This is a genomic window from Rathayibacter sp. AY1F9, from assembly GCF_002932155.1.
GTDB lineage: Bacteria > Actinomycetota > Actinomycetes > Actinomycetales > Microbacteriaceae > Rathayibacter.
Genome location: NZ_PSVA01000007.1, coordinates 40,543 through 63,822 on the forward strand (window position 1 = coordinate 40,543; position 23,280 = coordinate 63,822).

The following is a 23,280-nucleotide window of genomic DNA, read 5'->3' on the forward strand; positions in this document are numbered from 1 at the left end:
CGATCATTCGCACGGGTGGCTGACGCCTCGACCGTGCACGCTTCACGCTACGTCCGGTGCCCGTCTCTCCGAACGGGCTTGACCTCTCAGGCTCGTCGGGCGTAGCGCGTCACTGCAGTCGGTCGAGGGTGTCGCTGATCCGCCGCAGGCACTCGATGAGGACCGACATCTGCGCGGCGTCCAGGTCGGCGAGCACCTCGCCCTCGGCGGCGACGAGATTCCGCATCGCCTCGTCGACCCGCTTCGTGCCCCGCGGGGTGAGCGAGACGATCTTGCTGCGTGAGTCGGCGGCGTTCTGCTCGCGGACCACGAGCCCGCGGGCCCCGAGGCGGTCGACGCGGCTGGCGAGGTTGCCGCTGGACAGCGCGAGGTGCGTGGCCAGGGCCGAGGGCGTCATCCCGCCCTCCCCGCGCTGCCGCAGCAGCGAGAGGAGCTCGAACTCCCACGGGGCGAGATCGCTGACGGCGAAGGACTGCCGCCGCACCTCCTGCACGCGCGGGCTGAGCCGGCGGAGGCGGGAGACGACGTCCAGAGGCGCGAAATCGAGGTCGGGCAGGGCCCCGGCCCACGCGTCGATCACCAGATCGACATCGTCGTCTTCGCGCATGCCCCGATTATCCCCGGACGGCGCGGGCGCCGACGACGGGTGGTCCGGGGAGGCCGGCGGGCCTAGCCTGTGCGGACGACGGGCGGACCGGTCAGGCGCGGGCGGCCCGGACGTAGGCGACGATCGCGTTGGCGTGGCCGTGGCCCAGGCCGTGCTCGGTCTTCAGCCAGGTGACGACCTGCATGTGCGGCTCGGAGCGCAGACGCTCGTCGGCGAGGTCCAGCCAGTCCTGGACGGGACGGTCGTAGGTCTTCTCGATGCTCGGGAAGTACGAGGCCGGTCCCTTCGGCTTTGCACCGTCGGCGGGCGGTTCGGGAGCGAGCACGCGGTCGGTCATGCGGTCACGATAGCGAGCCGCGGTCAGGTCGTGTAGGCGGAGGGGTCGAACCGGCCGAGCTCCTCGCGGAAGGCGAAGGCGAAGTCGGGCCAGAGCAGGGTGAGTCGCCGGTTGTCGTCCAGGTACCAGCTCTCGCAGCCGCCGTTGGTCCAGACGGTGTCGGCGCTGAGGGCGTCGAGGCGGGCGACGGAGGCGGCCTCGGCCTCGGCGGTGACCTCGAGCCGGTCGGCGCCGGAGACCGCGAGGTGGTCGAGCGCGGCGAGCACGTAGGCGATCTGCGTCTCGATCATGTGCACCGCGGAGTTGTGGCCGAGGCTCGCGTTGGGGCCGTTGACGACGAAGAGGCTCGGGAAGCCGTGGACCGCGGTCGACTCGTACGCGACCATGCCGTCGGCCCAGCGGTCGGCGAGGAGGACGCCGCCGCGGCCGCGGATGCGCCGGGCGAAGGGCGGCCGCGTGGAGTGGAAGCCGGTCGCGAAGACGAGCACGTCGACCCCGTGCGGGACGCCGTCGTCGCCGAGCGCGGCCCCCTCCTCGAGGCGCCGGAGCGGACCGGGGACGACGCGGACGTGCGGCTGCGCGAGAGCGGGGTAGTAGTCGTCCGAGAGGAGCACGCGCTTGCAGCCGATCTCGTAGTCCGGAGTCAGCACGGCGCGGAGCGCGGGATCGATGATCTGCGCCTCGAGGTGGCCGAGCGCCTCCGCCCGCAGCCGGTCGATGGCCTCGGGCACGGCGACGCGGCCGGCGAAGCCGAGCTCGGCGCGCCAGAACAGCTCCTCGCGGAGCCTCGCCAGGGCCCCGGGCGCGCGGGAGAGGGCTCGGCGCTCCTCCGGCGGGTACGGGCGGTTCCGGCGGGGGACGACGTACGGGGCCGAGCGCTGGAAGAGCACCACCTCGGCGGCGCGCTCGGCGAGGTGCGGCACGATCTGCACGGCGGAGGCTCCCGAGCCGACGATGCCGACGCGCTTCCCGTCGAGATCGACGTCGTCCCGCCAGCGGGCGGAGTGGAAGGCAGGACCCGCGAACGAATCCAGGCCCGGTACGGCCGGGAGGCGTGGCTCGGAGAGGCGCCCCGCGCAGACGAGGAGGACCGCGGCAGAGTAGTCGCCCCGGGAGGTGCGCACCCGCCAGCGGTGCGCCTCCTCGTCGAAGACCGCCTCGAGCACCTCGGTCCCCAGCCGGAGCCGGGGCGCCAGGCCCTCCTTCTCTACGACGCGCTCGAGGTAGGCCTGGATCTCGGCCCCGGGGGCGTAGAACGCCGACCAGTCGGCCTCGGGGGCGAAGGAGTAGGAGTAGAGGTGCGAGGGGATGTCGCAGGAGACCCCGGGGTAGACGTTGTCCCGCCAGGTCCCGCCGATCCGCTCGGCGCGCTCCAGCACGACGAACGAGGTCCCGCCGCTGCGCTCCAGGCGGACCGCGGCTCCGAGGCCGGCGAACCCGGCGCCGATCACGACGACGTCGACGTCCATCAGACCGTCGTCCTCGCCAGGACGCTGCCCGCCGGGTCGCGGTGCGGATCGGCGAGGAAGTGCTCGAGGACGGCGAGGAGCTCGGCGGGCCGCTCGGCGAGCACCGCGTGACCGGCGTCGAGGACGGCGTAGCGGGCGTCGTCGATCGCGCCGAGCAGGGCCTCGGCGCCCTCGACTCCGGCGACAGCGTCGGCGGAGCAGCCGACCACCAGGGCGGGAACCCGGCAGTCCGAGGCGGCCGCAGCGACGTCGGCCCGGGCGGAGGCGGCGAGCATCCGCGCGACGTCGGCGCCCCACGGGGAGGAGGCGGTGGCCGAGCGGACGGCGAGGAGCCGAGCGGCCTCCTCCTGCGCGTCGGGCGGCAGCATCGGCCAGAGGCGCGCCGTGCGGAGGAGGCGCTCCGTCGGGCGCAGCCATCCGGCCACGAGGGCGAGGGCGCGCACCCGCCGATCGCCCGCGGCGAGGGCCACGGCGGCTCCGAGCGAGTGGCCGATCAGGACGGCCTCCTCGGCGCCGAGCGCGTCCAGGGAGGCGCGGACCGCGGCGGGTCCGTCGAGCCAGGGGTCGCCGAGATCGGCGAGCTCGAGCGCGGCGACGCGGTGGCGCCGCGCCAGCATCGGCAGCAGCAGCCCGGTGTCGCTCCGCGCGCCCCGGCCGACGCCGGTCAGCAGCAGGACCGCGCGCGGGCTCTCGGCGCCCGCGGTCAGCAGCCGCACGGTGGCGCTGTCCGACTCGATCCGCTCCTCCCGGACCAGCTCGGCCTGGCGCCGCAGGTACTCGGAGCGGGTCATGACGCCCGGCGGGTCCCGCGGACCGGGAGGCGCATCCGCTGAGGACCCGCCGCTGCGACGGGCCTCGCCCGCAGCGCCCTCTCCGGCGCGACCACGCCGTACGTCGTGGTGCGCTGGCGCCAGCCGCGGCCGATCTCGCCGCTCAGCCGGGCGACGGTCGCGATGTCGAGCGAGCGGTAGGCCTCCGCTCCGGCCTCGGGCCGCAGGGCGCCGTCGAGCAGCAGGCCGCCGAGGTCGTTCGCCCCGCCGCGGAGGAGGACCTGCGCCGCGTGCAGTCCGAGCTTGGTCCAGGCGGTCTGCACGTGGGCGATCCGGCCGTGGAGGACGAGCCGTGCGACGGCGTGCACGGCGCGGGTCTCGCGGAGGGTCGGCCCGCCCCGGCTCGCGCGCACCACGGAAGGAGGCGCCTCCGCCGGGACGAAGGGCATCGCGATGAACTCGGTGAAGCCGCCCGTCTCGTCCTGGATCGCCGCGAGCGTGCGCAGGTGCGCGAGCTGCTGCTCGGGGGTCTCGACGTGTCCGTAGACCATGGTCGAGGTGGAGCGGAGGCCGCTGCGGTGCGCGGCCGTGATCGCCTCCCGCCACTCGGCCACGGTCGGGTCCGTCCCCTCGCTCAGGACGGCGCGGACGTCGTCGTCGAGGATGCGGGCGGCGGTCCCCGGGACGGAGTCCACGCCGGCCTCGCGCAGAGCGTCGAGCATCTCGGGCAGGGTTCGGCCCGTGCGCCGGGCGACCTCGAGGATCTCGCCGGGCCGGTAGGCGTGCAGGTGCAGCGAGGGCTGCCGCTGCTTCAGCGTGCGGACGATCAGCAGCAGATCGTCGCCCGGGTGCTCCGGTCCGATCGCGCCCTGGAGGCAGAGCTCGGTGGCGCCGAGCGCGACCGCCTCGTCGGCGAGCTCCTCCAGCCGCTCGACGGTCAGATCGCCGACTCCCCAGAGCGAGGTGTCGATGTTGCGGTTCACGACGACCGAGACCTCGTCGCCGGCGGCGTCGTGCCGCAGGTCGTCCGCCAGAGCGGAGAGGGCGTCGAGGTCGTCGCCGTCGGCTGCGAGCAGGGCGAGGTAGTCGGCGTCCTCGAGACCGGCGGGGTCCGTCTCCGCCCGGGCGAGCACGGCGCCGAGGGCGGGCGCGACCGGTCGGGGCAGGGGGTCGAGCGAGTCGCGGTAGGGCCGGGGGAGGACCGCCGCCGCCTCGTCGGCGAGCCAGGTCCCGCGGTCGGCGAGCGCCTCGACGTAGGGAGCGACGCGCGGATCGATCCAGGTGGCCGAGTCGCGGAGGTACTGCGGGTGGGCGGTCAGCCGCTCGTGCAGCCGGTAGCCGGCCGCCGCGGTGAGCCGCGCGAGGTCGTCGATGTTCGGCCAGGGGCGCTCCGGATTCACGTGATCCGCCGTGAGCGGGCTGACACCGCCCCAGTCGTCGACCCCGGCGCGCAGCAGCAGCCCGAGCTCCTGCTCGTCGGTGAGGTTCGGCGGCGCCTGGATCGTCGCCTCAGCGCCCAGCACGAGGCGCGCGACCGCGACGTTGGCCACGTACTCCTGCAGCTCGAGGTCGACCTCGTTCTGCATGGCCGTCCGCGGCTTCGCGCGGAAGTTCTGGACGATGCACTCCTGCACGTGGCCCCACCGCTCGTGGGACTCGCGGATCGCGAAGAGGGCGTCCGCCCGCTCCGCCGCGTTCTCGCCGATGCCCAGCAGCACGCCGGTGGTGAAGGGGATGCGGCTGCGTCCCGCGTCCTCGAGCACGCGCAGGCGCAGCGCCGGGTCCTTGTCCGGGGAGCCGTAGTGCACACCGCCCTTCTCGGACCAGAGGCGCTCGGCGGTCGTCTCGAGCATCATGCCCATCGAGGGCGCGACCGGGCGGAGCCGCTGCAGCTCGGCCCACGACATCACGCCGGGGTTCAGGTGCGTGACCATGCCCGTCTCGCTCATCACCAGGACGGCCATCGCGCGCACGTACTCGAGCGTCGAGGCGTAGCCGTGCTCGGCGAGCCAGGCGCGGGCGATCGGCCACCGGTCCTCCGGGCGGTCGCCGAGCGTGAACAGGGCCTCCTTGCAGCCGAGCGCGGCACCGGCGCGGGCGACCTCGAGGATCTCCTCCGGCTCCATGAAGGTCGACTCGCGCTTGGCCGCGAGCCCGCCCGGTGTCTCCACGAAGACGCAGTAGTGGCACCGGTCGCGGCAGAGCTTGGTCAGCGGGACGAAGACCTTCCGCGAGTAGGTGACGACGCCGGGCCGTCCGCGGCGGGCGAGTCCGTCGTCGCGCAGGCGGCCGGCGGCCTCCAGCAGCAGGTCGAGGTCGTCGCCGCGCGCGCCGAGGAGCTCCTCGGCGGTCTCGCGCGTCAGCGCCTCGCCGCGGTCGAGCCGGGCGAGCAGGGTGGCCGTGGTCATGCGGGAGCGGCCCTTCCGAAGGGGGTCGTGGCGGAGGCGGGAGGTCAGAGCGCGCGCAGCCGCGGCGCGAGGTCGCGCTCGAAGGCGTCGAAGAAGCGCTGCTGGTCGTCGCCCGGGGCGTGGAAGACCAGGTGGGTGAAGCCCGCGTCGACGTAGGGCTTGATCTGCGCGACCGTCTCCTCGGGGTCGGAGCCGACGATCCAGCGCTTCGCGACCTGCTCGATCGGCAGCTCGTCGGCGGCGCGCTCCATGTCGACCGGATCGGTCAGCGAGTGCTTCTGCTCCGGCGACAGCGAGAGCGGCGCCCAGAAGCGCGTGTTCTCGAGCGCGAGCGCCGGATCGGGATCGTAGGAGAGCTTGATCTCGATCATGCGGTCGATGGTCGAGGAGTCGCGATCGGCCGCCGCGGCGCCCTCCTCGACGGCGGGGAGCAGCTTCTCGGTGTAGAGCTCCATGCCCTTGCCCGACGTGCAGATGAAGCCGTCGCCCGCCCGGCCGGCGTACTTGGCGACGACGGGGCCGCCCGCCGCGATGTAGACCGGCACGCCGCTCTCGGGCTTGTCGTAGATCGACGCCTCGTGCGTGGAGTAGTACTCGCCGTCGAAGGTGACGCGGTCGCCCGCCCACAGCGCGCGCATCAGCCGCACGGCCTCGCGCAGGCGGGCGAAGCGCTCCTTGAAGTCGGGCCAGGTCTGCTCGCCCGCGCCCTGATAGCCGGTGGCGACCTCGTTCAGCGCCTCGCCGGTGCCGACGCCGAGCATGATCCGCTCGGGGTAGAGCACGCCGAGCGTGCCGAACGCCTGGGCGATGACGGCGGGGTTGTAGCGGTAGTGCGGGGTCATGACGGAGGTGCCGAGGGTGATGGTGGAGGTGCGCTCACCGGCCGCGGCGAGCCAGGCGAGGGAGAACGGCGCGTGCCCGCCCGTGTGCCGCCACGGCTGGAAGTGGTCCGAGACGACCGCGGTCTCGAAGCCGTGCCGCTCGGCGCCGACCGCGAGCTCGACGAGCTCCCGGGCGCCGAACTGCTCCGCCGATGCCTTGTACCCGAGCGTGATCGTCATCTGCAGCCTTCGTGAGAGGTGGGACGGCTCCCGGAGCGGGAGCGGCCCCTCCATTCTGCGCCTGCCGCCGCGCCCGGCGGGACGGGTGGACGCACCCGGGGGAGGCGTGCCCCGATCCCGCGCTGGGGAGGAGCGTCAGGCCGGCGGAGCGGCGATGTTCACCATCCAGCCGACGCCGTAGCGGTCGACCAGCATCCCGAAGCGGTCGCCCCAGGGCGAGGCGACCAGCGGCTCGACGACCGTGCCGCCCTCGGCCAGGCCGTCCCAGTAGCCGCTCAGCTCGGCGTCGTCGTCGCCGAAGAGCGCGATCGTGATGCGGGCGCCGCTCTCGGCCGGGCTCGAGGAGGGGGAGTCGGAGCCCATCAGGATCATCCCGCTCGGCGTGACGAGCTGGGCGTGCATGATCCGGTCCTGGTCGGCCGGATCCGCGCTCATCCCGAAGTCGCCGAAACGGCTGGAGCTGAGCTCGCCGCCGAGGACGTCCCGGTAGAACTCCATCGCCTCCTGCGCGGAGCCGTCGAAGCCGATGTAGGGGCTCAGTGAAGTGGGCACGGCACGCCTTTCCGTCGAGGTGCGCCCAGTATCTCCGCGTCCCGACGCGAGCACCAGGGGCGTCCTGCAGAAGGTCCGCCCCCGGTCCTCAGAGCTCGTCGCGGGTGGGCGGGTTCGCGCCGGAGCGGGAGGTCGTGATGCCGGCGACGTGCGCGGCGTGGCGGCCGATCGCGTGCAGGGCGGGGCCGTCGAGCAGCATCCCGTTCGCGGCGCCGAGGCCCTGGCGGAACGCCTCGTCGAGGATCGCGCCCATCGCGGAGTCGCCGGCGCCGATCGTGTCCGCCACCACGATCCGGGCGGCGGGCACGGTCACCCGCGTGACGGCCGAGGCCAGCAGAAGTCCCTCCGCGCCGCGTGTGACGACCGCGAGCTGCGACCCGAGGGAGAGCAGCCGGCTGAGGACCTCGTCGAGCTGCATCGTCGGGTAGAGCCACTCCGCGTCCTCGTCGCTGAGCTTCACGACCTCGCACGCGGCGGCGATCCGCTCGAAGCGCGCGAGCGCCTCGGCGTGCGCGCCGACCAGAGCCGGGCGGATGTTCGCGTCGACGCTCGCCGTCACTCCGGCGGGCAGTGCCTCGAGGAGCTCGAGCACGGCGGATCCGCCCGGCTCGAGGAAGATCGCGATGGAACCGGTGTGGACGTGGGAGGCGCCCTCCGGGTCCGCCGCCGGCGGGTTCCAGGAGAGGTCGAAGACGTAGCGGGCCGACCCGTCCGCGGCGAGGACCGCCCGAGCGGTGCTGGTGCGCTCCGAGTCGCCGTGCCGGACCTCCACGCCGGAGGCCTCGAGGTGGGCGCTGATGCGGCGGCCGCGCTCGTCGTCGGCGATGTCGGTGACGAGGGTCGCGGGCCGCCCGAGTCGGGCGAGCGTGAGGGCGACGTTGGCCGGGGAGCCGCCGACGTGCTCCGTGGCGCTGCCGTCGCGCTCGACGATGTCGATCAGCGCCTCGCCGATGACCAGGGTGCGGGAAGCCGGGCTGACGCGCTCGTCGGTGGAGGACATGCCGACATCATGCCGGGTGACGGGGTCGCCCCGCGACGCGCGGGGCCGACCGGCGCGAGCGGCTCGCGTCCCGACCGCGGTCTCAGCCCCGGTCGCGCAGGTCCGCCAGCACCGCGTCCACGCTCGTGATCTCGATCAGCGGCGCGTACAGGGACATGGCGTCGAGCGCGCGCTGGTGGTCGGCCTCGGAGGCGCCCGCGCAGGCGTCCGCGGCGACCCTGACCCGCACTCCGGCGTCCGCGGCCGCCAGCGCCGTCGAGAGCACGCAGCAGTCGGTCGAGACGCCGGTGAGCACGAGCTCGCGGGAGTCGTCGAGCTCGGCCTCGAGCTCGGGCCCCCACTTGCCGAAGGTCGTGGCGGTGATCGTGCGATGGCCCTCGAACCCGGCCACGAGCTCGTAGAGCCGGTCGCTCTCGGGGACGAGCGCGAACGGCCATTCGCGGTAGTAGGGGATCCACGCGCCGGCGGGCCGCTCCGGGGCGACGAAGCGGGTGGTCACGACCCGCTCGCCGAACGCCGGGAGGAGCCGGCGGGTCCCCTCGGCCGCGCGCTCGAATCCGCCGGATCCCCACGGCGACTCGGCGTCGGCGAAGACGTGCTGCAGGTCGATCGCGACGAGCAGGCTCACGCCGAGGCCTCCTGGCGGCGGACGGCCCCGCGCGAGAGGGCGAGCGTTCCCGCGAAGCCGATCACGAGCGCCACGAGGACGCCGAGGTTGGCGCCGGCCCAGTCGCCGTCGCGGCCGCCGAGCGGGCCGAGGAGGTAGCCCTCCCACTCGAACCCGGGGGAGTAGTTGACCACCAGGCCCCAGCCGACGACCGCGCCGATCAGCACGAGGGCCACGGGGACCGCCGAGACGCTGCCGTAGCGGCCGCGGGAGTCGTACAGAGCCTCCTGGTCGTAGTCGCGCCGACGGAGGAGGAGGTCCGCGAGGAAGACGCCGAGCCAGGCCGCGATCGGCACGCCGAGGGTGATCAGGAAGCCCTGGAACGGGCCGAGGAAGTCGCCCGCGACGAACACGACGTAGACCGCTCCGAGGACCATCAGCACGCCGTCGATCCCGGCGGCCACCGGACGCGAGACCTTGAGCCCCGTGCTGAGCAGCGCCAGGCCCGAGGAGTAGATGTCCATCACGGCCCCGCCGATCAGGCCGAGCAGCGCGACGACGATGAAGGGGAGCAGGAACCAGGTCGGCAGGATCCCGGCGAGCGCTCCGATCGGGTCCGCGGCGATCGCGTCCGAGAGCTCCTGCGAGGAGCCGGCCAGCAGCAGGCCGACGACCACCAGCACGACGGGCGCGACCGCTCCGCCGATCGTCGTCCACGCGATCACTCCGCTCGTGCGGGCACCGCGGGGGAGGTAGCGGGAGTAGTCGGCCGCGGCGTTCACCCAGCCCAGCCCGAAGCCGGTCATCATGAACACGAGCCCGCCGATGACCGCGGCGGCCGAGCCCGCGGGCAGGGCGCCGACGGCGGCGAGGTCGATCCGGTCGAGGACGAGCACGACGTAGACCACGGTCAGCACGGCGGTCGCGACGGTGATCGCGAGCTGGAGCCGCATGATCAGGCGGAAGCCCGCGATCCCGGCGATCACGATGAGCGCGGCGACCACGATCAGCGCGACCACCTTGGTGAGCACGCCCCCGTCCCAGCCGAACTCCTCGAACACCGTCGCCGTCGCGAGCACCGCGAGTGAGGCCAGCACCGTCTCCCAGCCCACCGTGAGCAGCCAGGAGATCACCGAGACGAGGCGGTTGCCGTCGACCCCGAAGGCCGCCCGGCTGAGCACCATCGTGGGGGCGGAGCCGCGCTTGCCGGCGACGGCGACCAGACCGCAGAAGAGGAACGAGACGACGATCCCGATCACGCTGACGAGCGTCGCCTGCCCGAAGGAGAGGCCGAAGCCGAGGAGGAAGGAGCCGTAGCTCAGCCCGAGCACGGACACGTTCGCGGCGAACCACGGCCAGAACAGGTCGCGAGGGCGGCCGTACCGCTCCGACTCCTGGATCGTGTCGAGGCCGTTGAGCTCGATGCCGCTTGCGGGGCGGGTGCTCGGACGATCGGGGGAGGTCATCGCGTCCTCGTTCTCACGGGTGCCGGCCCTGCGCCGGAGCTGTGACGAACCTACAGCGCCCCGCGCTCGAACAGCAGCCGGAGCGATTCGAGGTCGTCCGCGACCCGCGCGCAGTCCTCGTCCCAGTCGTCGAGGCTCATCCCGGGGCGCCGCCGCACGGTGAAGGCCACCTCGGCGCCGTCCCCGTTCACGAGCACCCGGAGCGGATTGTCCACCACCGTCCCGTCGGGGAGCGTGACCTCGTGGTCCGCGACGCCGAACGGGTTCTGCGGGGCGAAGCGCACCTCGACCCGGCCCATCGGCGAGTCGGCGAACCAGCGTCCGTCGACCTGCTCGAGCGCGGAGGAGGCGAGGCCCGCGGCCCACCGCGGGAGGTTCGCCGGGTCGGAGACGAAGGCGTACACCTCCGCGGCCGGAGCCTCGATCACGACGCCCACGGGGCGCGATTCGTACAGGGTCATCCGCTCGTCCTTCCTCTGCAGCCGGTCAGTGCTCGTCGCCGAAGCTGGCGACCAGCAGCGCGGCCAGCGCCGTCCGCTCCAGCATGCCCTCGATGCCGATCGCCTCGCTGCGCGCGTGCGCACCCTCGCCCGGGGCGCCGAGCCCGTCGAGGACCGGCAGGCCCAGCGCGGCGACGAGGTTGCCGTCGCTCGCCCCGCCGACCGCGATCTCGCGGAGGGGGACGTCGATCCGCTTCGCGACCCGCTCGGCCCTGCGGTAGAGCGCGGCGACGGAGGCGGTCCGCTCGAAGACGGGCCGCTCCCAGGAGCCGCGCACCTCCAGCCGGATGCGCGGGTCGGCGGCGGCGAGCGCGTCGAGCTCGGCCTCGACGCGGGCGGCCTCGGCGGATCCGCGGATCCGCGCCTCCAGCTCCAGGCGCACGCGGGCCGTCGTCACGTTGACCCGCGAGCCGCCGGAGACCACTCCGATGTTGACCGAGGTGCCCTCCTCCTCCCGCGCGATCGCCAGCACCCGCGGGATCAGCGAGCCGAGCTCGTGGATCGCGCTCGCCCCCTTCTCCGGCTCGACCCCGGCGTGCGCCTCGACCCCGACCACGTCGATCACGAAGCGCCCGATGCCCTTGCGCGCCGTCTTGACCGCGTCGCCGATCGCGCCCTCGAACACCAGGACCGCGTCGGCGCCCGCGCACTGCCGCTCCAGGAACGGGCGGGAGGCGGCGCTGCCGATCTCCTCGTCCCCGCTCATCACCAGGCGGACGGCCGGATGCGGGACGCCGGCGTGGCGGAGCGCGGCCACCAGCCACACCATCTGCACCAGCCCGGCCTTCATGTCGTAGCTGCCCGGTCCGCTCAGGCGGTCGCCGTCGACGGCGAAGGGCCAGGAGCGGGTCGTGCCCAGGGGCCACACCGTGTCGTAGTGGCCGAGCAGCGCCACGAACGGACGCGTGCCCCGGTGCGGTCTCGCGCCGCCGCTCGCCGGGACGGTCCAGCTGGTCGCGGTCGGCGCGTCCTGCGCACGCCGGTGCTGCACGTCGGCGTCGTGCCCGAGCCGCTCTCCCACCCAGTGCACCAGGAAGGCGTGCAGCTCGCCGAGCGCCTCAAGGGAGTCGCTGGGGCTCTCGATCATCACGAGGTGCCGGACGTCGTCGAGCATCCGCGAGCGGTTGTCGCGGAGGAAGGAGCGCACGCGGGCGGCGTCGTCGGCATCGGGGAAGGTCATCGACTCCGGAGTACCAGAGTGCGGCCGCTCGCGCGAACCGGCTGAACCGTTCGGGCCCCCGTTACGTTGGTGCAGGAAGAGGTGGAGATGTCCGAGGATCAGGCCCAGATGCTGCGTGCGCTGCACGACGAGCACGCCAGCGCGCTCTGGCGGTTCGTGCTGCGCCTGACCGGCGACCGCCAGATGGCGGAGGACGTCGTGCAGGAGGCGCTGCTGCGCGCCTGGAAGCACCCCGAGATCCTCGCCCAGGGCGAGGCCGCCGCCCGCTCCTGGCTCTACACCGTGGCCCGGAACCTCGTCATCGACGACCGCCGCAGCGCCCGCTACGCCCGGGAGCTGGGCACGGACGAGGTCCCCGAGCGCCCGACCGCCGACCGCACCGACCAGGTGCTCGACGCCTGGCTGCTCTCGGACGCGCTCAGCGGACTGAGCCACGACCACCGCGCGGTCATCGTGCACGCCTACTACGGCGGCCGCACGGTCACCGAGATCGCCGCGCTGCTGGGGATCGCCCCGGGCACCGTCAAGTCGCGGATGCACTACGGGATGCGGGCCCTCAAGCTCGCACTGCAGGAGCGGGGGGTGACGGAGCTGTGAGCCGCGACCCCTCCTCCGACGACCGGCACGACGACCCCTTCCGCGACTGGGACGCCGCGTACCTCCTCGGATCCCTGACCGCCGCCGACCGCCGCGAGTACGAGCTGCACCTGCGCGCCTGCCCCGGCTGCCGCGAGTCCCTCGCCGAGTTCGTCCCGCTGCCGGGCCTGCTGGCCCACCTGCCCCAGGACGAGGCGATGCGCCTGGTCGAGGAGCCGGAGGCGGCCGGCGATCCGGCTCCGGCGGCACTGCTGACCCGCCTCGCCGCGGCCACCGACTCCGTCCGCCGCCGGACGCGGCTGCGCATCGCGGGCCTGGTGCTCGCCGCCGCGGGCGTCTCGGCCGCCGCCGCCGTCGCCCTGCCGCTCGCGATCGGCCCGTCCCTCGCCCCCGTCGAGACCGTCGGCTCGACCGTCTCGCTCGCCGCGGCTCCGGGCGTCCCCGTCGAGGCCTCCGTGCGATTCGTGCCGCAGCAGTGGGGCACGCGGATCGACATGGACTGCAGCTGGGCCGACACGGCCGAGCAGTACGCGGGCTCGGCCGGTTACGTCCTCTACGTCACGGACACCTCGGGCGGCACCGAGGCCGTCGGATCGTGGACGAGCGCGCCGGGGACGACGATGGAGCCCAGCCTCGCCACCGGGCTCCCGCTCTCCGAGATCGCCTCGGTCGAGGTGCGGCTGCAGGGATCGGACACCGTCGTGCTCACCGGCCGCCCCTGAGCGGGCCGCCGGATTCCCAGGTGCGCGCTCCGCGGACTGAGTAGCTTCTCAGTCATGACGATCGCGACCCTCGCCCTCGCCCCCGCCTCCGTGGCGACCGCCTCCTCCTCCGACAGCATCGACGAGCTCTCCGGACTCGTCGGCGTCGCCGCGCGGGTGATCGCCGCGCTCGGAGAGGCGGGCGTCGGCCTGCTGACGCTGATCGAGACGGTGTTCCCGCCGATCCCGAGCGAGCTCGTGCTGCCGCTGGCCGGCTTCCTCGCCCAGCAGGGCCGGATGAACCTGGTGCTGGTCGTGATCACGGCGACCCTCGGCGCCTACCTCGGCGGCCTGATCCTCTACGCGCTCGGCCACCGCATCGGCACGGAGCGCTCGATCCGCCTGCTCTCCAAGCTCCCGCTGGTCGACCGCGAGGACTTCGAGAAGGCGGTCGGCTGGTTCCGCCGGCACGGCACCTGGGCGGTCCTCTTCGGTCGCCTCATCCCGGGCGTGCGCAGCCTCATCTCGCTCCCCGCGGGGGCCGAGCGGATGAACCTGCTGCTGTTCTCGGGACTGACGATCCTCGGCTCCGGCGTCTGGAACGGCCTGCTGATCGGCCTCGGCGCAGCCCTGGGCACGCAGTACGAGCTCGTCGACCAGTACGCGGGCGTGCTCGACGCGATCATCTACAGCGCGTTCGGCGTGCTGCTGCTCGCGCTCGTGGTGCGCCGCGTGCGGCGGCACCGTGCCGCGGCGCGCACCGGATCGCGCCACTGACCTGCGTCCACGGGCGGGCGGGCGCAAGGCCCCGCGCCACCCCGCCCCGGTGCCCTAACGTTCGAGGGGTCCGCACTCCCCGACGCGAAGGAACGCCATGTCCGAGACCGCCGCGCCCACGATGTCCCGCATCTCCGTCGAGCGCTGGTGGATCATCGCCGTCTCGCTGATCGCGATCGTGCTCGGCGTCATCGCCGTCCTGATCCCCGGTCCGACGCTGCTGACCGTCGCCATCGTCTTCGGCATCCACCTGATCGCCGCGGGCGTCTTCCGCCTGCTGCTGGCCTTCACCGCCTCGCGGCTCGATGCCCGGGTGCGCTGGCTCGCGGGCCTGCTCGGCGCCCTGATCCTGGTCGCGGGCATCCTGTGCCTGTCGAACCCGTTCGAGTCGCTGAGCGTCCTGGGCCTCGTGATCGGCGCGGGCTGGATCCTCGACGGCGTCTCGAGCATCACCAGCGGCCGCACCGTCGCCGGCCCCGCGTGGCTGCCGATCGCGGCAGGGATCGCCTCGGTCATCGCGGGCGTCCTGACGATCATCATGCCCGTGCTGGCGCTGGCCTCCTTCGTCACGGTCGCGGCCATCCTGCTGATCGTCGTGGGCGTCTCGGGCCTGCTCCTGCTCCCGGGCCGCACGAAGCGCCCCGAGGGCGCCGAGGCGTAGACCGCGCGGATGGCCGATCCCGATCTCGTCCCCGAGCTGCTCGTCGCCGACCTCGACCGGAGCCTGGGATTCTGGTGCGGTCCCTGCGGGTTCCGGATCCACTACGCCCGGCCCGAGGAGGGCTTCGCGTACCTGGTCCTCGGCTCCGCGCACGTGATGCTCGAAGAGGCGGGGCGGGGCCGCAACTGGATCGCTGCACCGCTGGAGCGCCCGCTCGGCCGGGGAATGAACCTGCAGCTGCACGTCGACGACGCCGACCGGACGGCAGCGGCGCTCGCCGAGGCCGGGACGCCGCTGTTCTCACCGCTCGAGACCCGCTGGTACCGGGTCGGAGCGGAGGAGGCGGGCGTCCGTCAGCTGGTGGTGGCCGATCCGGTCGGGTACCTGCTGCGGTTCCAGTCGTCGCTCGGACGCCGACCGGCCCGAGCGGACGTCCCCGTCGCTCCCTGACCGGCCGACCGCGCCACCATCCGCTCGGCTCAGGACGTCATGCCAGCGAGTGACGACCGTGACACCGCGCGGCTGGTTCCCTCGAGACATGACGCAGCACCCCGCCACCGCGACCCTCCCGCAGGTCTCGGCCGCCGCCCTCTCCGAGCCCGCGATCGAGCAGGCCGCCTCGGCGGAGCACGAGCCCCTCGTCCGTCCGGCGGACCTGGTGTCGGCGCTCACGGGCGTCGCGCTCTGCTTCTTCTCCCTCTTCGTCTACGCCATCGCGCACTGGCAGTACTTCGGCGCGGACGTCGACGAGGTGAGCGTCCTCGGCTGGCTCGCGCCGCTGATCGCCGGCGTCGCCTGCCTGCTGTCGGCCGTCGTGTCCGTCGGGGTCCGCGCCTCCGGGCGCCGCGCCGAGCGGACCGCGGCATGATCCCCGTCCTCGCCGGGCCCGGCCTCGAGGCCGCGGAGCAGCTCCTCGTCCGCGCCGGATGCCTCCGCCCCGAGCACCCGTGGGCGGCCGGTGCCGCCACGGAGGCCGCGCCGCGGATCGACTTCGCCGTCCTCGCCGAGCAGGCGTGCCTCCTCGACCTCTCGGAGGAGGCGGTCGCCCGCATCGCCGTGTCGCTCGCCACCGGCCGTCCCGTCGATCTGCGGAGCGCCTTCGGGCATCTCGCGCGCGACCACGCTCAGCTCGTCATGACCGCGGTCGCCGCTGCCGCCGGGCACCACCGCGTGAGCAGCCGGATCCGCGTGGTCGGCGACGAGCGCCGGATCGAGACGGCGGCGCCCCTGGCCGTCTGGCCCTCCTGAGCCCCCCGCCCGCCCCGATCGGGCGGGCGGGCTCGCCGATCCGACCCTGGGCTCCGCGTTCCTCCGATGCTCCAGGCAGGTGAGCCGTTCGGAGGTGCCGTGCCGCCGACCCGCGTCGCTACGGCCTTTCGGAGGTGCCCGGTTTAGGGTGTCCGTGTGCAACGAGTCGACGATTTCCCAGGAGCCGGACCGGTGGCGACCTCACCCGAATCCGGTGACCAGGGGGAGGCGTCCGCGCATCGGCTCTCCCCGACGGCGACCTCTCCCGTGCAGGTGACGAGCGGCGAGGCCGGCTACCAGGGCGGCAACGTGGCCGATCCGGTGTGGCAGTCGTGGCGCGACGAGCTCGCCAAGGTCGGCGGTCCGTCGCCCCTGCTCCACTTCGTGGACTCGCCCCGGACGCGCATCGAGCTCTCGACCACGCACCCCGGCGGGCTGCCCCCGTTCATCTCGGGCAAGACGACGCTCCTCTCCTCGCTCATCCGCGACGAGCTCGCCCTGCGCACCGCGAAGAACGCCGCGGGTGCGATCACCGACAAGGGGATCGAGCTGCGCTCGGTCCGCGGCATCGAGGGCGTCCACCTCGCCATCGGCCTCGCCCAGTGGCGCGCCGGCGACACGGAGTTCACCGCACCCGTGCTCCTGCGCCCGCTCGCCATCCGCCGCTACGGCCGCGACTTCGAGCTCAAGCTCAAGGGCCAGCCCTACTTCAATCCGCAGCTCGCGCGCGCCCTCAAGCAGCAGTTCGGCATCACGATCGACCCCGAGCAGTTCGTCGAGCTGGCCGTGCAGAACGGCGTCTTCAAGCCGCAGCCGGTCATCGACCAGTTGCGCGGCCTGACCTCGCACCTGCCGTGGTTCGCCGTGCACCCGCGCCTCGTGGTCTCGAGCTTCGCCGACGTGGCGGGCGACATGCTCCGCGACGCCCGGATGCTCGAGCACCCGGTCCTCGACGCCGTCGCCGGGAACCCGGCCGCCAAGCGGGCGCTGCAGCAGTCGCAGAAGGTGGCGTCGATCATCCCGCAGGACGAGCGTCCTCCGGCGACCGACAACCTCCTCCTCGACGCGGACGCCGAGCAGGAGCAGGTGATCGCGAACATCGCGGCCGGCAACTCGCTCGTCGTGAAGACCCTTCCCGGCACGGGCGGCACCCAGACCATCGTCAACGCGATCGGCGCCCTGGCCGCCCAGCACAAGCGCGTGCTGGTCGTCAGCGCCCGCCGGTCGAGCCTCGACAGCATCCACCAGCGCCTGCTCTCGGCGGGCCTGGGCGGCATCGCAGTCGGGCCCCGCACGCTCCGCCGCGACCTCATCCAGTCGATCGGCCGCAACGAGAAGGCCGCGCGCCCCTCCGTCAGCGAGATCGACGACGCCCTGCTCCGGCTGCGGAAGGTGCTGCTCGACTACCGCGGCGCGCTCTCCCGGCGCGACGAGAGCTTCGGCGTCTCGGCGCTGCAGGCCCTCGAGGAGCTCGCCCGCCTCTCGCAGCTGCGGACGCCCCCGTCGACCGCCGCCCGCCTCGACCGCCGCTCCGTCACCGCTCTCGCGCACAGCCGCCCCGAGGCGACCCGGATGCTGATCGAGTCGGCGCGCCTGGGCGAGTTCCGCTACGGCCCGGGCGACTCGCCCTGGTACGGGGCCCAGTTCGACTCCACCGCCGACGCCGAGATCGCCCACGAGCTGGCCAAGCGCCTGCACCTGCGCGACCTGCCGCGCCTGCTCGACCGCGCCCAGGACGTCATCGGCCAGACGCGGATGCGCCCGTTCGAGTCGGTCGCCGAGCTCGGCATCTACCTGCGCCTGCTGCAGGACGTCCGCGAGACGCTGGACAAGTTCCAGCCGGCCGTCTTCGACCGCTCGATCCAGGACCTCATCGTCGCCACCTCGCCGCGCCGCGAGGCCGCCGAGATGTCGTCCACCAACCGCCGGCGCCTGAAGAAGCTCGCGCGCGAGTACCTGCGTCCCGGCGCGCACGTCACCGACCTCAACGCGGCGCTCCGCCGGGTGCAGCAGCAGCGGACGCTGTGGCAGCGCTACGCGGTCGCCGGCACGATCCCCGAGGTCCCGGTCGGCGTCGCCGACGTGCAGGTGGCCTACCAGCAGGTGACCGACCAGCTGAGCCGTCTCGACGAGCCGCTCGGCCGCCGCGGGACGAACCTGCAGCTCGCCTCGCTCCCTCTCGCGGAGCTGGCCTCGATGATGTCCGGCCTCGCCGAGGACAGCGAGGTGCTGGCCAACCTCCAGGAGCGGACGACCCTCCTCGCCACCCTGCGCGACTGGGGCCTGGACCCGCTGCTCACCGACCTCTCGCGCCGCCACGTGCCGGCCGAGCTGGTCGCGGGCGAGCTGGACCTGGCCTGGTGGCGCTCGGCGCTCGAGATCATGCTGACCGACGAGCGCGCATTGCTCGGCGGCAACACGAGCGTGCTCGACCGGCTCGAGGCCGACTTCAAGCTCGTCGACGAGGCGCACGCCGCCTCGAGCGCCGAGCTGCTGGCCTGGAAGCTCTCCGAGACCTGGAAGATCGGGCTCGTCGACTGGCCGCAGGAGCGCGACGCGCTGCGCGCGCTGCTGCGCACCGAGGCGGCGACGACCCCTCAGGAGCTGCAGAAGGCCGCTCCGCACCTCTCGCGCGTGCTCGCTCCGGCGTGGCTCGCCTCTCCGTACGAGGTGCACCGCATCGGCACCGAGACGACCTTCGACGCGGTGTTCCTCGTCGACGCCGGGGCGACCACGCTGGCCGAGAACGTCGGAGCGATCCGCCGGGCGAAGCAGGTCGTCGCGTTCGGCGACCCGGTCACGCAGACCCCCACTCCCTTCGGCCTGCGCGTCGACGAGACGCCGGAGTTCGGCTCCACCGCCTCGCGGACCGACGTGGAGGCGCTGCACGCCCAGTCGGCGCTCGCCCGACTCGGCGAGCTGCTCAACACCGTCACGCTCACCCGCAGCTACCGCGCGGGCGGCGAGGACCTGGCCGAGCTGGTCAACCGCCGCTTCTACGGCGGCCGCATCGACTCCCTGCCCTGGGCCGGCTCCTTCCTCGGACACGACTCGCTCCGCTTCCACTACATCGCGAGCGGGCACGGCATGCCCGAGAACGACTCCGGAGCCGTCGAGTCCGTCGACGCCGAGGTCGCGAAGGTGGTCGAGCTGGTGCTCGAGCACGCCGTGATCCGTCCGCGCGAGTCGCTGATGGTCATCACCGCGAGCCCTCGCCACGCCGTGCGGGTGCAGCAGGCGGTGCTGACGGCCTTCGCCAAGCGCACCGACCTGAGCGACTTCATCCTCGGCGATCGGCCCGAGCCCTTCGCCGTCGTGACTCTGGAGCAGTCGGTCGCGCAGAGCCGCGACCGCGTCATCTTCTCGATCGGCTACGGCCGGACGCCCCACGGCCGCCTGCTGTCGAACTTCGGCGCGCTCGCGGAGCCGGGTGGAGAGCGTCTGCTGGCGGTCGGGATGACCCGTGCCCGCCGCTCGATGGACATCGTCTCGTGCTTCCGCCCGGGCGACATCGACGAGTCGCGCATGCGATACGGCATGGTCGCGCTCGCGCAGGTGCTGCAGGAGGCGGAGGACCGCGTCCAGCCGAGCGATCGCGACGACTACTCGGAGCCGATGCTGGTGGATCTCGCCGCGCGCCTCGAGCGCCGCGGACTCCGGGTCAACATCGGGCACAAGGGCAAGCTGGCCCTCGTCGCCGCGCACGGGACCCGTGCCGTGGTGGTCGAGACCGACCGCGACGTGAGCACGCAGAGCCTGCGCGTGTCGCTGCGCCTGCGTCCGGAGCTGCTGCGCCGGCTGGGCTGGCACTACCTGCGGGTGCACAACTTCGAGCTGTTCGCCGACCCCGAGGCCGTGGCCGCGCGGGTGGCCGGGCTGATCGGTGCGACCGCGGGGGAGGAGCAGACCCCTGCTCCCGCCGCCGGCGAGGCTCCTGCTGCTCCCGCCGCTCCTGCCGCCGCCGCCGCTCCGGCATCGGGGGAGACGCAGCCCGTCGAGCCGCTGCCGCACGACTGATCGTGGCGCCGGATCCCGACGCCCCCGCGGGTGCCGACCGCCCGTTGCGGCGCACCCGCGGCGGTCGGCGGGCGACGCTCCCCGCGAAGCCCGGCACCGATCCGTCCCCGCACGACGCTCCGATCGCCGACCCCTCCGCGCCGACCGCGCGCCCCGGCACCGGCCCGAACGACGCGCGCCTGCGCCAGGACGTCCCCCCGCACTACTGACGTCAGCCGGACCGGTCGGTGATCCGCGAGTCGGCGCTCGACCCGTCGACGACCTCGGACCTCACCCCGCCGCGCCCCGCCTCGACGAGCGAACGCGTCACGCCGCTGTCCGGCGACCGCTCACGTCGGACCCGGCGACGGTGACCGGCTGCTTCCCGTCCGGTGCCTGCGGACGATCGCGTCCGTCCGGTGCCTAGCTGATCGACCGCTTTCCGCCTCATGCCCGGCGATGTCCGATGAAGGCGTGGACACAGGAACGATCAGTCCCCGCCGGAGACGCTGAAGGCCCCGATAGGCGACCTGCCGAGGGTGCAGGTGTCGTCCGAAACGCGTGCCAGCGTTTCGAACGCACTGTTCGCACACCGCTCCACGGAACGCTCTCCATCGGGAAGCCGACCGCGGTCCTCTTCCGCCTCCGGCGGAAGAAGACAGGACAACTCAGTCGACGTGCTTGCCGGAGTTCGCGGTGGTTGCGGTGCCGTTGTTGGCGAGCAGGTCGCGGATGTCGGCGAGGAGCTCGAGCTCGGTGGGGGCCTTGTCCTCCGCGGCGGGGGCGTCGGCGGCCTTCTTGGCGAACGCGGCGTTCTTGAGGTGGTTGATCGGCAGGACGAACGCGAAGTAGAGGACGAAGGCGACGATCACGAACTGGATCAGGGCCGAGACGACCGAGCCGTAGGCGATGACGGTCGGGTCCTCGCCGTTCTCTCCCGGTCGGATGGGCCAGACCAGGGCCTCGAGGGAGGAGGCGTCGAAGATCACGCCGATGAGCGGGTTGAAGATCCCCGTCACGATCGCGTTGACGATGGTCGTGAAGGCGGCGCCGATGACCACGGCGACAGCCAGGTCGATGACGTTGCCGCGGAGGATGAACTCCTTGAAGCCGTTGATCATGATTGTTCCGTTTCTGCCGTGAGCGGTGGGTGGCGGGTCAGCTCCCGGAGGAGGAACCCGAGGAGGAGGACCCGGAGGAGCCCGAGGACGACGAGGAGGAGGACGATCCGGAGCCCGAGGACCCCGAGTCGGACGAGGAGCCGCCCGAGCCCGATGAACCCGAGGATCCGGAGGAGGAGCCGCCCGATCCCGAGGAGCCCGACGACGAGTCGGATGAGCCGGAGCCGGATGCGCCCGAGCCGGACGAGCCGGAACCCGAGGAGGAGGAGCCGCCCTCGCTCGACTTCCCGCCGGAGCGGGAGTCGGTGCGGTAGAAGCCCGAGCCGTTGAAGGTCACGCCGACCGCGCTGAACACCTTGCGCAGCGCCCCCTGGCAGCTCGGGCACTCGGTGAGCGTGTCGTCGGTGAACTTCTGCTGGATGTCGAAGGCGTTGCCGCACTGCGTGCAGCGGTAGGAGTAGGTGGGCACAGGGGGCTCCTCGGAGGCGGGTGGGGGAGAAGGAGGACGGGGTCAGTGGCGCAAGTCGACGATGCCGGAGGGAGTGACGACTCCGTCGACGGCCTGGTCGTGGACCTCGCTGGGCACCCGGTCGACGAGCTCGCTGTCGAAGACGACGGCGTAGACCGGCGGGCACTTCTCCATCGAGCCGAGGGTCTTGTCGAAGTAGCCGCGCCCCCAGCCCATCCGCATCCCCTGCCGGTCGACGGTGGCGGCCGGGACGACGATGAGGTCGACGTCGTTGATCGCGATGGGGCCGAGCAGCTGCCCGACGGGCTCGGGCATGCCGAACAGGCCCTGGGTCTCGGTGTGGCCGTCGCCGACCGCCCAGTCGAGCAGGCCGTCCTGGCGCGAGACGGGGAAGAGGACGCGGATGCCGTGGCTCTCGGCCCAGCCCAGGAACGGCCGGGTGCTCGGCTCGTCCGGAGCGGAGAGGTAGCACGCGAGGGAGCGGGCCCCCACGCGGGTGGCGAGCTCGATCAGGTGGGCGGTGATCTGCTCCGCGGCCTGGTCGCGAGCGGTCGAGGTCTGCGTGCGGCGGCGCTCGCGCAGCTCGGCGCGCAGCGCCCGCTTCTCGTGCGTGATGTCGGCTGGCATGCGCTCAGTCTAGAACCGGGCCCCGCGCCGGCCTCCGCGCGGACGACCCTGAGGGACGCTCGTCCCGGACCGCCCCGGAACGGGGTCCGGCGCCTTCCGTCGCCGGTCCTGGCGCGAAACTCCCGCGACTTCCCCCGCCGCTAGGATGGCGCCCCATGGGCACTCGAATCCGCAAAGCAGTCATCCCCGCCGCAGGTCTCGGCACCCGCTTCCTGCCGGCGACGAAGGCCATCCCCAAGGAGATGCTGCCGGTCGTCGACAAGCCGGCGATCCAGTACGTGGTCGAGGAGGCTGCGGACGCCGGCCTCCAGGACGTGCTCGTGATCATCGGGCGCAACAAGAACGCGCTCGCCAACCACTTCGACTCGGTGCCCGAGCTCGAGCAGAACCTGTCCCAGAAGAAGGACGACAAGAAGCTCGAGCACGTCAAGTACGCCAGCGACCTCGCCGACGTGCACTTCGTCCGTCAGGGCGAGCCGAAGGGCCTCGGCCACGCGGTCTCCCGCGCGCAACGCCACGTCGGCGACGAGCCCTTCGCCGTGCTCCTCGGCGACGACCTGATCGACGCCCGCTACCCGCTGCTCTCCCGCATGATCGACGTCGCCGAGCAGCGCGACACCACGGTGGTCGCGCTGCTCGAGGTCGACCCCGACCAGATCCACCTCTACGGCTGCGCGGCGGTCGAGGCGACCGACGAGGACGACGTGGTGCGGATCACCGGGCTGGTCGAGAAGCCCTCCAAGGAGGACGCCCCCTCGAACCTCGCGATCATCGGCCGCTACGTGCTGAAGCCCGACGTGTTCGGCGTGCTCGAGCACACCGCTCCGGGCAAGGGCGGCGAGATCCAGCTGACCGACGCGCTGGAGCGCATGGCGCAGGACCCGGCCGAGTTCGGCGGCGTCTACGGCGTCGTGTTCCGCGGCCGCCGCTACGACACCGGCGACAAGCTCGACTACATCAAGGCCATCGTGCAGCTCGCCTCCGACCGCGACGACCTCGGCAAGGACCTCAAGCCCTGGCTGAAGGACTTCGTCGCCGGCCTCTGAGCCCCGGCGAGCGCTCCTCCGGAACGGACGGGACCCCCTGCTGCGGCACGGGTTCCCGTCCGTTCGTCCGTTCCCCGATA

At 73.3% G+C, this 23,280-nt stretch carries 25 protein-coding genes; 10 read left to right on the top strand and 15 right to left on the bottom strand.

Going from position 1 to position 23,280, the window contains the following annotated elements:
- Positions 1-109 precede the first annotated feature (109 nt).
- From C5C37_RS06650 to C5C37_RS06705, 12 genes are all read right to left on the bottom strand, one after another.
- Positions 110-607 carry a MarR family winged helix-turn-helix transcriptional regulator gene (locus tag C5C37_RS06650; protein WP_104291641.1) on the bottom strand — a complete coding sequence of 166 codons (498 nt, stop codon included), beginning with the start codon at positions 605-607 and terminating at the stop codon, positions 110-112.
- A 91-nt stretch (positions 608-698) separates the two neighbouring features.
- A complete protein-coding gene (locus C5C37_RS06655; protein ID WP_104232872.1) occupies positions 699-944 on the bottom strand; it encodes a DUF4287 domain-containing protein in 246 nt (81 codons plus the stop codon).
- Between the two features lie 23 nt (positions 945-967).
- On the bottom strand, positions 968-2,413 hold the full coding sequence (locus C5C37_RS06660; RefSeq protein WP_104338684.1) for an NAD(P)/FAD-dependent oxidoreductase: 1,446 nt from the start codon (positions 2,411-2,413) through the stop codon (positions 968-970).
- Positions 2,413-3,204, bottom strand: a complete 792-nt coding sequence (locus C5C37_RS06665) for an alpha/beta fold hydrolase (protein WP_104338685.1) — start codon at positions 3,202-3,204, stop codon at positions 2,413-2,415. The genes C5C37_RS06660 and C5C37_RS06665 overlap by 1 nt, the downstream gene beginning before the upstream one ends.
- Positions 3,201-5,591, bottom strand: a complete 2,391-nt coding sequence (cofG, locus tag C5C37_RS06670) for a 7,8-didemethyl-8-hydroxy-5-deazariboflavin synthase CofG (RefSeq protein ID WP_104338686.1) — start codon at positions 5,589-5,591, stop codon at positions 3,201-3,203. Before cofG ends, C5C37_RS06665 begins: the two co-directional genes overlap by 4 nt.
- Before the next feature lie 44 nt (positions 5,592-5,635).
- Complete coding sequence (gene fgd / locus C5C37_RS06675) at positions 5,636-6,652, bottom strand: glucose-6-phosphate dehydrogenase (coenzyme-F420) (RefSeq protein ID WP_181067747.1); 1,017 nt, start codon at positions 6,650-6,652, stop codon at positions 5,636-5,638.
- A 135-nt stretch (positions 6,653-6,787) separates the two neighbouring features.
- Positions 6,788-7,204 carry a VOC family protein gene (locus C5C37_RS06680; protein ID WP_104246718.1) on the bottom strand — a complete coding sequence of 139 codons (417 nt, stop codon included), beginning with the start codon at positions 7,202-7,204 and terminating at the stop codon, positions 6,788-6,790.
- Positions 7,205-7,292: 88 nt separating this feature from the next.
- Positions 7,293-8,204, bottom strand: a complete 912-nt coding sequence (locus C5C37_RS06685) for a carbohydrate kinase (protein WP_104232867.1) — start codon at positions 8,202-8,204, stop codon at positions 7,293-7,295.
- 82 nt (positions 8,205-8,286) lie between these two features.
- Positions 8,287-8,832: a cysteine hydrolase family protein gene (locus C5C37_RS06690; RefSeq protein WP_104309813.1), complete on the bottom strand. Its 546-nt coding sequence runs from the start codon at positions 8,830-8,832 to the stop codon at positions 8,287-8,289.
- A complete protein-coding gene (locus C5C37_RS06695; RefSeq protein ID WP_104338687.1) occupies positions 8,829-10,277 on the bottom strand; it encodes a cytosine permease in 1,449 nt (482 codons plus the stop codon). Before C5C37_RS06695 ends, C5C37_RS06690 begins: the two co-directional genes overlap by 4 nt.
- Before the next feature lie 50 nt (positions 10,278-10,327).
- The gene (locus C5C37_RS06700) at positions 10,328-10,738 is read right to left on the bottom strand and encodes an SRPBCC family protein (RefSeq protein ID WP_104249452.1); all 411 of its coding nucleotides are present in this window, start codon (positions 10,736-10,738) and stop codon (positions 10,328-10,330) included.
- 25 nt (positions 10,739-10,763) lie between these two features.
- Positions 10,764-11,957, bottom strand: coding sequence for a M20/M25/M40 family metallo-hydrolase (locus tag C5C37_RS06705; RefSeq protein WP_104225069.1), 1,194 nt, complete (start codon positions 11,955-11,957; stop codon positions 10,764-10,766).
- 87 nt (positions 11,958-12,044) lie between these two features.
- On the opposite strand from C5C37_RS06705, the gene C5C37_RS06710 reads away from it, so the two are divergent.
- The 9 genes from C5C37_RS06710 (at position 12,045) to C5C37_RS06750 (ending at position 20,167) form a co-directional block, all read left to right on the top strand.
- The gene (locus tag C5C37_RS06710) at positions 12,045-12,554 is read left to right on the top strand and encodes a sigma-70 family RNA polymerase sigma factor (RefSeq protein WP_104225070.1); all 510 of its coding nucleotides are present in this window, start codon (positions 12,045-12,047) and stop codon (positions 12,552-12,554) included.
- Complete coding sequence (locus C5C37_RS06715) at positions 12,551-13,276, top strand: anti-sigma factor (protein ID WP_104225071.1); 726 nt, start codon at positions 12,551-12,553, stop codon at positions 13,274-13,276. Before C5C37_RS06710 ends, C5C37_RS06715 begins: the two co-directional genes overlap by 4 nt.
- 54 nt (positions 13,277-13,330) lie before the next feature.
- On the top strand, positions 13,331-14,032 hold the full coding sequence (locus C5C37_RS06720; RefSeq protein WP_104225072.1) for a DedA family protein: 702 nt from the start codon (positions 13,331-13,333) through the stop codon (positions 14,030-14,032).
- 97 nt (positions 14,033-14,129) lie between these two features.
- The gene (locus C5C37_RS06725) at positions 14,130-14,693 is read left to right on the top strand and encodes an HdeD family acid-resistance protein (RefSeq protein WP_104338688.1); all 564 of its coding nucleotides are present in this window, start codon (positions 14,130-14,132) and stop codon (positions 14,691-14,693) included.
- Positions 14,694-14,702: 9 nt separating this feature from the next.
- The gene (locus tag C5C37_RS06730; protein ID WP_104338689.1) at positions 14,703-15,143 is read left to right on the top strand and encodes a VOC family protein; all 441 of its coding nucleotides are present in this window, start codon (positions 14,703-14,705) and stop codon (positions 15,141-15,143) included.
- 88 nt (positions 15,144-15,231) lie between these two features.
- Positions 15,232-15,561: a hypothetical protein gene (locus tag C5C37_RS06735; RefSeq protein WP_104338690.1), complete on the top strand. Its 330-nt coding sequence runs from the start codon at positions 15,232-15,234 to the stop codon at positions 15,559-15,561.
- A complete protein-coding gene (locus C5C37_RS06740) occupies positions 15,558-15,941 on the top strand; it encodes a hypothetical protein (protein WP_104315165.1) in 384 nt (127 codons plus the stop codon). The genes C5C37_RS06735 and C5C37_RS06740 overlap by 4 nt, the downstream gene beginning before the upstream one ends.
- Before the next feature lie 192 nt (positions 15,942-16,133).
- A complete protein-coding gene (locus tag C5C37_RS06745; RefSeq protein ID WP_374954040.1) occupies positions 16,134-19,958 on the top strand; it encodes a DEAD/DEAH box helicase in 3,825 nt (1,274 codons plus the stop codon).
- A gap of 2 nt (positions 19,959-19,960) precedes the next feature.
- On the top strand, positions 19,961-20,167 hold the full coding sequence (locus tag C5C37_RS06750) for a hypothetical protein (protein WP_104337257.1): 207 nt from the start codon (positions 19,961-19,963) through the stop codon (positions 20,165-20,167).
- Between the two features lie 438 nt (positions 20,168-20,605).
- Here the strand turns inward: C5C37_RS06750 and mscL are convergent, their stop codons facing one another.
- From mscL to C5C37_RS06765, 3 genes are read right to left on the bottom strand one after another with little or no spacing between them, the layout of a single operon-like run.
- Complete coding sequence (mscL, locus tag C5C37_RS06755; protein ID WP_181027096.1) at positions 20,606-21,058, bottom strand: large conductance mechanosensitive channel protein MscL; 453 nt, start codon at positions 21,056-21,058, stop codon at positions 20,606-20,608.
- A 37-nt stretch (positions 21,059-21,095) separates the two neighbouring features.
- Complete coding sequence (locus C5C37_RS06760) at positions 21,096-21,527, bottom strand: FmdB family zinc ribbon protein (RefSeq protein WP_104309808.1); 432 nt, start codon at positions 21,525-21,527, stop codon at positions 21,096-21,098.
- Between the two features lie 42 nt (positions 21,528-21,569).
- Positions 21,570-22,154, bottom strand: coding sequence for a 5-formyltetrahydrofolate cyclo-ligase (locus C5C37_RS06765; protein WP_104223219.1), 585 nt, complete (start codon positions 22,152-22,154; stop codon positions 21,570-21,572).
- Between the two features lie 155 nt (positions 22,155-22,309).
- On the opposite strand from C5C37_RS06765, the gene galU reads away from it, so the two are divergent.
- A complete protein-coding gene (gene galU / locus C5C37_RS06770; protein ID WP_104297210.1) occupies positions 22,310-23,200 on the top strand; it encodes a UTP--glucose-1-phosphate uridylyltransferase GalU in 891 nt (296 codons plus the stop codon).
- The last annotated feature ends 80 nt before the right edge of the window (positions 23,201-23,280 follow it).

Coding starts and splice junctions, on each gene's coding strand:
- C5C37_RS06650 (WP_104291641.1), bottom strand. CDS start 607: ATGCGCGAAGACGACGATGTCGATCTGGTGATCGACGCGTGGGCCGGG.
- C5C37_RS06655 (WP_104232872.1), bottom strand. CDS start 944: ATGACCGACCGCGTGCTCGCTCCCGAACCGCCCGCCGACGGTGCAAAG.
- C5C37_RS06660 (WP_104338684.1), bottom strand. CDS start 2,413: ATGGACGTCGACGTCGTCGTGATCGGCGCCGGGTTCGCCGGCCTCGGA.
- C5C37_RS06665 (WP_104338685.1), bottom strand. CDS start 3,204: ATGACCCGCTCCGAGTACCTGCGGCGCCAGGCCGAGCTGGTCCGGGAG.
- cofG (WP_104338686.1), bottom strand. CDS start 5,591: ATGACCACGGCCACCCTGCTCGCCCGGCTCGACCGCGGCGAGGCGCTG.
- fgd (WP_181067747.1), bottom strand. CDS start 6,652: ATGACGATCACGCTCGGGTACAAGGCATCGGCGGAGCAGTTCGGCGCC.
- C5C37_RS06685 (WP_104232867.1), bottom strand. CDS start 8,204: ATGTCCTCCACCGACGAGCGCGTCAGCCCGGCTTCCCGCACCCTGGTC.
- C5C37_RS06695 (WP_104338687.1), bottom strand. CDS start 10,277: ATGACCTCCCCCGATCGTCCGAGCACCCGCCCCGCAAGCGGCATCGAG.
- C5C37_RS06700 (WP_104249452.1), bottom strand. CDS start 10,738: ATGACCCTGTACGAATCGCGCCCCGTGGGCGTCGTGATCGAGGCTCCG.
- C5C37_RS06705 (WP_104225069.1), bottom strand. CDS start 11,957: ATGACCTTCCCCGATGCCGACGACGCCGCCCGCGTGCGCTCCTTCCTC.
- C5C37_RS06710 (WP_104225070.1), top strand. CDS start 12,045: ATGTCCGAGGATCAGGCCCAGATGCTGCGTGCGCTGCACGACGAGCAC.
- C5C37_RS06720 (WP_104225072.1), top strand. CDS start 13,331: ATGACGATCGCGACCCTCGCCCTCGCCCCCGCCTCCGTGGCGACCGCC.
- C5C37_RS06725 (WP_104338688.1), top strand. CDS start 14,130: ATGTCCGAGACCGCCGCGCCCACGATGTCCCGCATCTCCGTCGAGCGC.
- C5C37_RS06730 (WP_104338689.1), top strand. CDS start 14,703: ATGGCCGATCCCGATCTCGTCCCCGAGCTGCTCGTCGCCGACCTCGAC.
- C5C37_RS06735 (WP_104338690.1), top strand. CDS start 15,232: ATGACGCAGCACCCCGCCACCGCGACCCTCCCGCAGGTCTCGGCCGCC.
- C5C37_RS06740 (WP_104315165.1), top strand. CDS start 15,558: ATGATCCCCGTCCTCGCCGGGCCCGGCCTCGAGGCCGCGGAGCAGCTC.
- mscL (WP_181027096.1), bottom strand. CDS start 21,058: ATGATCAACGGCTTCAAGGAGTTCATCCTCCGCGGCAACGTCATCGAC.
- C5C37_RS06765 (WP_104223219.1), bottom strand. CDS start 22,154: ATGCCAGCCGACATCACGCACGAGAAGCGGGCGCTGCGCGCCGAGCTG.
- galU (WP_104297210.1), top strand. CDS start 22,310: ATGGGCACTCGAATCCGCAAAGCAGTCATCCCCGCCGCAGGTCTCGGC.